This is a genomic window from Collimonas sp., assembly GCF_035566555.1.
Classification (GTDB): Bacteria; Pseudomonadota; Gammaproteobacteria; order Burkholderiales; family Burkholderiaceae_D; genus Collimonas.
Genome location: NZ_DATMRB010000114.1, coordinates 20,902 through 27,854 on the forward strand (window position 1 = coordinate 20,902; position 6,953 = coordinate 27,854).

A 6,953-nucleotide genomic window follows, 5' to 3' on the forward strand; every position below is an offset into this window, starting at 1 on the left:
CTCAATAGCCGCTATAAACTGCAAACGCCATGAAGGCCATCGCCAGCACAGTGAAGATCGCGAACAGCGGCAGGATGAAACGCAGCCAGGCACCGTAGCCAACCTTGCCGGTCGCCAGGTAAGCCAGCAGCATGCCGGAGGTCGGCGTCACCATATTGGTCAGGCCGTTGCCGAACAGGAAAGCCAGCACCACGCTCTGGCCGCTGACGCCGGACAGATGGCCGATCGGACCGAGGATGGGCATGCTGATGGCGGCCTTGCCGGAGGTCGAGGGAATCAGCACGTCCAGCAGCATCTGCACCAGGATCATGCCTTCCGCCGCAAACAGCCGGCCGCGCCCTTCGACGATGGCCGCCAGGTGATAGATCACGGTGTCCAGCACCAGGCTGTCGTGCAGGATGATTTCAATCGCCTTGGCCAAACCGATCAGCAAGCCCGCCAGCATCATGCCCTTCATGCCCTCGACAAAAGCGTCGCAGGCGGTGCGTACCGACATGCCGGCGGCGATGGCGATGATGATGCCCTCGAAGATATAGAAGGTGCCGAGCTGGATATCGCCCCATTTCCAGACGCTGGTGCCGACCACCAGCGCGATCACGCTGGCGCCGACCACTGTCAGCACGAAGCGGTGCGACAGCGACAGCCTCTGCCCATTACTTAGGTCGGCCGGCAAGCTGTAGCCCTGGCGTTTGACGTAGTACAGCAGATAAGCGATGCCGATGGCCAGGAACAGCACGAACACCGCCAGCCGCAAGCCGGCGCCGCTCAACAGCGGCACCTGCACGATAGGCTGGGCAATCACCAGCGCCAGCGGATTCGTTACCGAGGCCAGGTAGCCGACCTTGGCCGCGATCGCCACCAATGCGGTGGCGTACAGCGTCCCCAGGCTAAGCCGTTGCGCCAGGATCAGCATCATCGGGATGATTACCAGGTATTCCGAAATCAGACCGAGGAACGTGCTGCCGGCGGCGATGGCGATCATCAGCACCGGCGTCAGCAGGTAGACATTGCCGCCGGTGCGCGCCAGCAGGCGGTCGATGCCGGCATCCAGTGCGCCGCTCTTGCGCAGCACGCCGAACATGCCGCCGATGAACATGATCATGAAGATCAGCGGCGCGCTCTTGGCGAGGCCGGCGGGAATCGCCGCCATCGCCGAAAACAGGCTGGCGGGATAGGCTTGCTGTGCGTTGCTGGCGGCGGGGCTGGCGGCCAGCAGCGAGGTCAGGTCGCGCTGCTTGGCGATCAGCTGGTAGGTGCCGGGCACCACCAGCTTGGCCTGGCGCTGGAACTGTCCCGAGTCCAGAATATAAGTCAGGCCGACCGCCACCAGCATGATCAGCAGCATCATCGCTACCGGATGCAGCATGCGGCTGTTGCCGTGCCCGCCCTGTTTTTCGCTTACCGTGCTGCTGCCTGCCATGCTGATCTCCGTCGACCTGTGTGTCGGTTGCAATGCCGGTGCCGCTGCGGTTTATCGGCTACCGGCACTATGCTGCCTTAGAACTTGTGGCGCAAGCCGACCGTGAAGGCGATTTGCGCATTGTCAGCGCCAGGCGCGCCGCCGGTGACGCCCGGGCTGTACATGTCGGCGGCGCGCAGGTCCGCCACATAGCTGTAGAGATCGGTGCGCTTGGAGAAGCTATAGTCGACGCCCAGGTTGAGCTGCGTCAGGCGGCCCTTGGTGCTGCTGCCGATAAAGCTGTAGCGCGATTGCAGCACGCTGCCGACCAGGCGCAAACTGTCCGACCAGGCATAGTTGACGCCAAGGTCGAAGACATTGGTGCTGTTGTTGTTGGAGCCACCCGCGGTAAAAGGCGACGAGCCCGCGCTGCCGCTGAATTTGACAGCCAGCGGCGCAGCGTTGCCGCCATACGTAGCCAGCGGCTGCAGCACTTTCGACCAGGCGCCGAAGAAACGCCACGGACCGGTCTTGTAGCTGGAACCCAGCATCCAGGTCTTGATGCAGGTATCGCCCGGGTGGCCGTAGCTCGGCGTGCAGCCGGCGCCCAGTGACGTACCCTGGTCGCTGGAGGTATTGACGCCGCCGGACAAGGTGCCCAGCTTGGATTGCCAGTAGCCGATGCCGATGCCGAACGGGCCGTTCGAGTAATTCGCGCCCAGGCCGATCGACTGGCCGGTGGCGGTGGAACCGGCGGTTTCGCCGAAACCGTAGGTGGCGTTCAGCACCAGGCCATTCAGCAGCGGCGTGTCGTAACGGATCTGGTTGTTGGCGCGGTTGCCGCCGACGCGGTCCAGGTTGTTGTCGTGCACGCCATTGATGAACACGCCGAAGTCGTACACGCTGGAGTAGTAAGTAGCCACTTCATCGATGAAGTCCTTGCGCCGCCCCAGTTGCACGGTACCGAAATTGCCCGACAGACCGACCACCGAGGTGCGGCCGAAAGTCAGGCCGCCCTGGCCGGAGACACCGGTGTCGACCGCAAAGCCGCCCTCCAGGTGGAACAGGGCTTTCATGCCGCCGCCCAGATCTTCCGTACCCTTGAAGCCGAAACGCGACTGCTGCAGATCGCCGGAATCGACGCTGAAGCGGCTGCCGGTGCCGCGCGCATCGGCAGCCGTTGGCGCTGCGATCTTGTTGACATAGGTGACGCCCGAATCCAGCAGGCCGTACACGGTGACATTGGTTTGCGCCTGCGCAGCATAGCTGCAGCTGCCTAGAACCGATAATGCAATTAACGACTTCTTCATGACTCACTCCTCCCGGTTGAAAAAAATTCAATGGCGGCTTCGGCTGTCCGGTCATTTCCAGGCCTGCTTTGCCTGGGAATGCCTGACCGGTTCCGGCCGCTCTGATGTTTCATCTAACAAAACAACGTATTGATATATGAAACAATGGTAGGGGCGATATTTTTCCGTGTCAATCGTTAATGCTGAAAATCTGAGCGCGCCAGGGCACCCGGTTGTGCAACGGGCATGACACGACACTAGGTGTTTTGGGAGAGAAGAAGGCGCTGTCAGGACGGGACAGCGATGCAGGCGGGAGTCATGTGGAAAAGCGGCAATCTGTCGGCGTCCTGCAACAACGCCGGGTCAAATCGCTTGATTCAGGAAAGCGCGGCGTCGGCTTCCGCGGCAGCTTGCTTGCCGCTTTCCGTGGCGATGGCTGAACGCAACATGGCCGATGCCGCATCGAGCCTGCAAGGCTTGCCGAACAGGCGGGCGGAAATCAGGCCGCTCTGCAGCGCGCCCAGGATGGTCATGGCGTAAACCGATGGCGCAGCCGGCAGCTGCACGCCCTTTTCAGCAACGGCCCGTTCCAGGCGCTGGGTGATCCAGGCTTCGTGCATGCTGTAGAAAGCCTGCAGGGCGGTCAGCACGTTTTGCGGCAGGCTGGTAGCTTCGGCAGCCAGCATGCCGCACAGGCAGACGCGGCTGGTGCCAAGATTCTTGCGCCACAGCGCCAGGTATTTTTCGATCTGTTCCTTGAGCGGCCCGTTCACATCCATGCCGCGCATGATGTCGCCGATATTGCCGGCATAAGCTTGCACCGCTGCCAGCGCCAGGTCTTCCTTGGTCGGGAAATAGTAGTGGATGCTGGAAGTCTTGACGCCGACCAGCTCGGCCAGGTCACGATAGCTGAACCCGTTATAGCCGCGCGTGCCCAGCAGCACCAGCGTGTGCTCCAGCAGTTGTTCGCGTACAGGGGAAACGGTTTTCATGATCTTGTTACCTATAAAGAGATAGAGGAACAATACGGTGCGCACGCACTGTACAGTTTCTGGCGGCAATGCCCCGCCATGCTACGTCTTTTATCCCTGCGACGGCAAGCGGCGCGGGTCATGCAACAATCAACATCACAAAGACGTTCTGCTTGAATCGTATCATATATTATCTACTGAAAGGTAGACAAATATTCGAATATCTCTTTTTGTGGCGTATCTGTGGCCTATCAGGTAATGATTTATCTGTATAAGCAAATACCATTTGACTACCTAGCAGTAGATAACTAGAATCCATCTTACAGTAGTTGCAGACACGTTGTGACAGCCTTATCCGACCCAGATTTTTTTCCTACGGCAATATCAGGACTGGATCGGGCAACGTGCCCGGACTGCGGGATGAAATAGCGGATTCAGGAAGCGTCGTCTATTGCAGGCGTTTTTTATTTCCCCTAGCTATCTACCTAGTGATAGATATATATCCAGCAGCCCAGCACCGACGGTCCAGCAAAGTTGCCGCCCCGTCAGACCATGCGCTGCATGGCCGCTGTATTTGACACTTTGTTATCAACTCGAAAAAGAAAGCATTCATCATGAAAACCAATCTGATCGCCGCACTGGCACTGACCGCAATCGTTTCCGCTCCTGCATTTGCAGCCGACAATACCGCTCCGCTGACCCGCGCCCAAGTCCAGGCCGAACTGGTCCGCGCCCGCGCCGCCGGCGAACTCAACTTCGCCAACTCGCAATACCCGGTGTTCCTGCCGGCCGCCGCCAGCAACGTCCCGGGCAAGACCCGCGCCGAAGTGCAGGCCGAACTGGCACAGGCACGCGCTGCCGGTGAACTCGATTTCGCCGGTTCGCAATATCCGCAGTTCAACCGCGTCGCTACCACCGCGTCCGGTAAAACCCGTGCTGAAGTCCAGCAAGAACTGGCTGACGCACGCAGCTCCGGCCAACTGGTCTTCTCCAACGGCCAATATCCGGTCGATGCGAATAACGGCAACTGATAGCCTGTCAGCGATTCTTCGGGAATCGGCAGTCAATGACAAAACCCGCGCCTCGTAACGAGTGCGCGGGTTTTTATTTTCCGCCGAGTGCAAGATCCTCAGTTACTTCCTGAGGGCCCCTGGCTCAACTTGCTGAAGAAATCGGATAGCTTGGGCAGATCCGAAAAGGCAACATTAAAACGAAACCAGGGATGCGACGGCGGCGCCACGTGGAAAAACTCGCCCGGCGCCAGCCAGATTCCTTGCGCCAGCGCGCGGTCGGCAATTTCCGTGGCGCTCAGCGTGCTGTCCTGCATCCGGGCCCAATAAAACATGCCGCCGCGCAGCGGCCCGAACGGCAGCAGCCCAGCGTCCTCCAGGCGGGCGCTGACCTGCGCCTGCGCGCTCAGCAGCGTGCCGGCCAGGCGCTCGACGTGGCGCCGGTGATGGCCTTCAGTCAAGGCGTTGTAGACCAGCCGTTCGGTGATTTCGGAATTGGTCAGGCTCAAAATCATCTTGGTGCGCGCCAGCTCCTGCGCCAGATCGCTCTGGCAGACGATGAAGCCCAGCCGCAGCGACGGCGCGATGGTCTTGGAAAAGCCGCTGACATAGATCACGCGCTGCAGGCCGTCGAGCGCGGCCAGCATCGGATCGGTGGCCTGCGCCAGCTCGCGGTACAGATCGTCTTCCACCACCCAGAAACCGTGGCGCTCGGCGGCTTGCAGCACGCGCATCGCGCAGGCCGGGGTATAACTGGTGCCGGTCGGATTCTGCAAAACAGGATTGGTGAAGAAAATCTTCGGCTTGTGCAGCGTCGCCAGCTGCTCCAGCGCTTCCAGGTCGACGCCGCTGACGGTGCGCGGCACCCCGACCACATTGATGGCCGCCAGCCGCAGCATGGCGATCAGGTTGCAGTAGCCGGGCTCCTCGATGAATACCGTGTCGCCCGGCTTGACCAGGGTGCGCATGATCAGGTCCAGCGCCTGCGTCACGCCGTGGGTGGTGACTACCTGGTGCGGCGCGATCTCCAGCGCCCAGTTGGCAAAGGACTTGGCAATGGTTTGCCGCAGCGGCCCATAGCCGAAGGGATGGCCGTAGCCGACCTGCTGCGCTCCGGGCGAACGCAGGATGCGCCGTTCCGCCGCGTGCAAACCCTCGCCGTCCAGCATGCTGCTGGGCAGCCAGCCGCAGCCGGCCTTGATCGGCACCCGTTCGTCGGCAAACACTTCCGAAAACAGCCAGGCCGAGTCAATCACCGGATTGGGCCGCAGCGGCGGCATGCCGCTGCGCTGCGCCGCCTCGCGCTTGGCGATGAAGAAACCCGAGCCTCGGCGGGCGATCAGCATGCCGCTCGCCACCAGCCGTTCATAGGCTTCGACGATGGTGGCGTTGCTGACGCCTTGCTGCCGGGCGAACTGGCGGATCGACGGCAACCGTTCGCCGGGGTGCAGCCTGCCGCTGTCGATCAGGGCGCCGAGGGCGGCGACTACCTGTTCCACCAAGCCGAGGGCGGATTGCCGGTCCAGCGGCAGGGGCAGTTGCAAAGGATCGGACGCGGCGGGTTTGGTAGTCATGGCGGCAGTGTATTCAGTACAGATCAGGATTCACAACAATACACTTTTAACGATTTGTGTGAAGTGTATCTATGAATTCAGATTGTAACTGCAATAATCGGCGCCATTACCAACCACAATAAAGCCGCCTGCCGTGAACACACATCAATCGGATCAAGACCTGTCGGCATTCTGGATGCCATTCACCGCCAACCGCCAGTTCAAGGAAGCGCCGCGGATGTTCGTGTCCGCCAAGGGCATGTATTACCAGACCGACGACGGCCGCCAGGTGCTCGACGCCACCGCCGGCCTGTGGTGCGTCAACGCCGGCCATTGCCGCGACGAGATCACTGCCGCCGTCACGCGCCAGATCGGCAGCATGGATTACGCGCCGTCGTTCCAGATGGGTCATCCGCTGGCGTTCGCCGCGGCCGATAAGGTGGCGGGGCTGATGCCGGCCGGGCTGGACCGCATCTTTTTCACCAATTCCGGATCGGAAGCGGTCGACAGCGCGCTGAAGATCGCCCTGGCTTATCATCGCGCCCGCGGCGAAGGCCAGCGCACCCGCTTCATCGGCCGCGAGCGCGGCTATCACGGAGTCGGCTTCGGCGGCATTTCGGTGGGCGGCATCAGCAACAACCGCAAGGCCTTTTCCGGCAATCTGATGCCTGGCGTCGATCATTTGCCGCACACCCTGAACATTGCCGAGGCCGGTTTCAGCGACGGCCAGC

6 protein-coding genes are annotated in these 6,953 nt (G+C 61.3%); 2 read left to right on the forward strand and 4 right to left on the reverse strand.

Going from position 1 to position 6,953, the window contains the following annotated elements; translation table 11 throughout:
- Position 1: 1 nt before the first annotated feature.
- The 3 genes from VNZ65_RS14815 to VNZ65_RS14825 all read right to left on the reverse strand — a co-directional run bounded on the left by VNZ65_RS14815 (position 2) and on the right by VNZ65_RS14825 (position 3,680).
- Complete coding sequence (locus VNZ65_RS14815; protein ID WP_325670284.1) at positions 2-1,420, reverse strand: YfcC family protein; 1,419 nt, start codon at positions 1,418-1,420, stop codon at positions 2-4.
- A 77-nt stretch (positions 1,421-1,497) separates the two neighbouring features.
- Positions 1,498-2,709: a porin gene (locus VNZ65_RS14820; protein ID WP_325670286.1), complete on the reverse strand. Its 1,212-nt coding sequence runs from the start codon at positions 2,707-2,709 to the stop codon at positions 1,498-1,500.
- A gap of 356 nt (positions 2,710-3,065) precedes the next feature.
- Positions 3,066-3,680, reverse strand: a complete 615-nt coding sequence (locus tag VNZ65_RS14825) for a TetR/AcrR family transcriptional regulator (RefSeq protein ID WP_325670288.1) — start codon at positions 3,678-3,680, stop codon at positions 3,066-3,068.
- A gap of 593 nt (positions 3,681-4,273) precedes the next feature.
- On the opposite strand from VNZ65_RS14825, the gene VNZ65_RS14830 reads away from it, so the two are divergent.
- Positions 4,274-4,690: a DUF4148 domain-containing protein gene (locus VNZ65_RS14830; protein WP_325670290.1), complete on the forward strand. Its 417-nt coding sequence runs from the start codon at positions 4,274-4,276 to the stop codon at positions 4,688-4,690.
- A gap of 98 nt (positions 4,691-4,788) precedes the next feature.
- On the opposite strand, the gene VNZ65_RS14835 is transcribed toward VNZ65_RS14830, so the two are convergent.
- The gene (locus tag VNZ65_RS14835) at positions 4,789-6,243 is read right to left on the reverse strand and encodes a PLP-dependent aminotransferase family protein (RefSeq protein WP_325670291.1); all 1,455 of its coding nucleotides are present in this window, start codon (positions 6,241-6,243) and stop codon (positions 4,789-4,791) included.
- Between the two features lie 175 nt (positions 6,244-6,418).
- On the opposite strand from VNZ65_RS14835, the gene VNZ65_RS14840 reads away from it, so the two are divergent.
- Positions 6,419-6,953: aminotransferase class III-fold pyridoxal phosphate-dependent enzyme (locus VNZ65_RS14840; protein ID WP_325670292.1), on the forward strand; the 535-nt coding region annotated here is incomplete at its 3' end.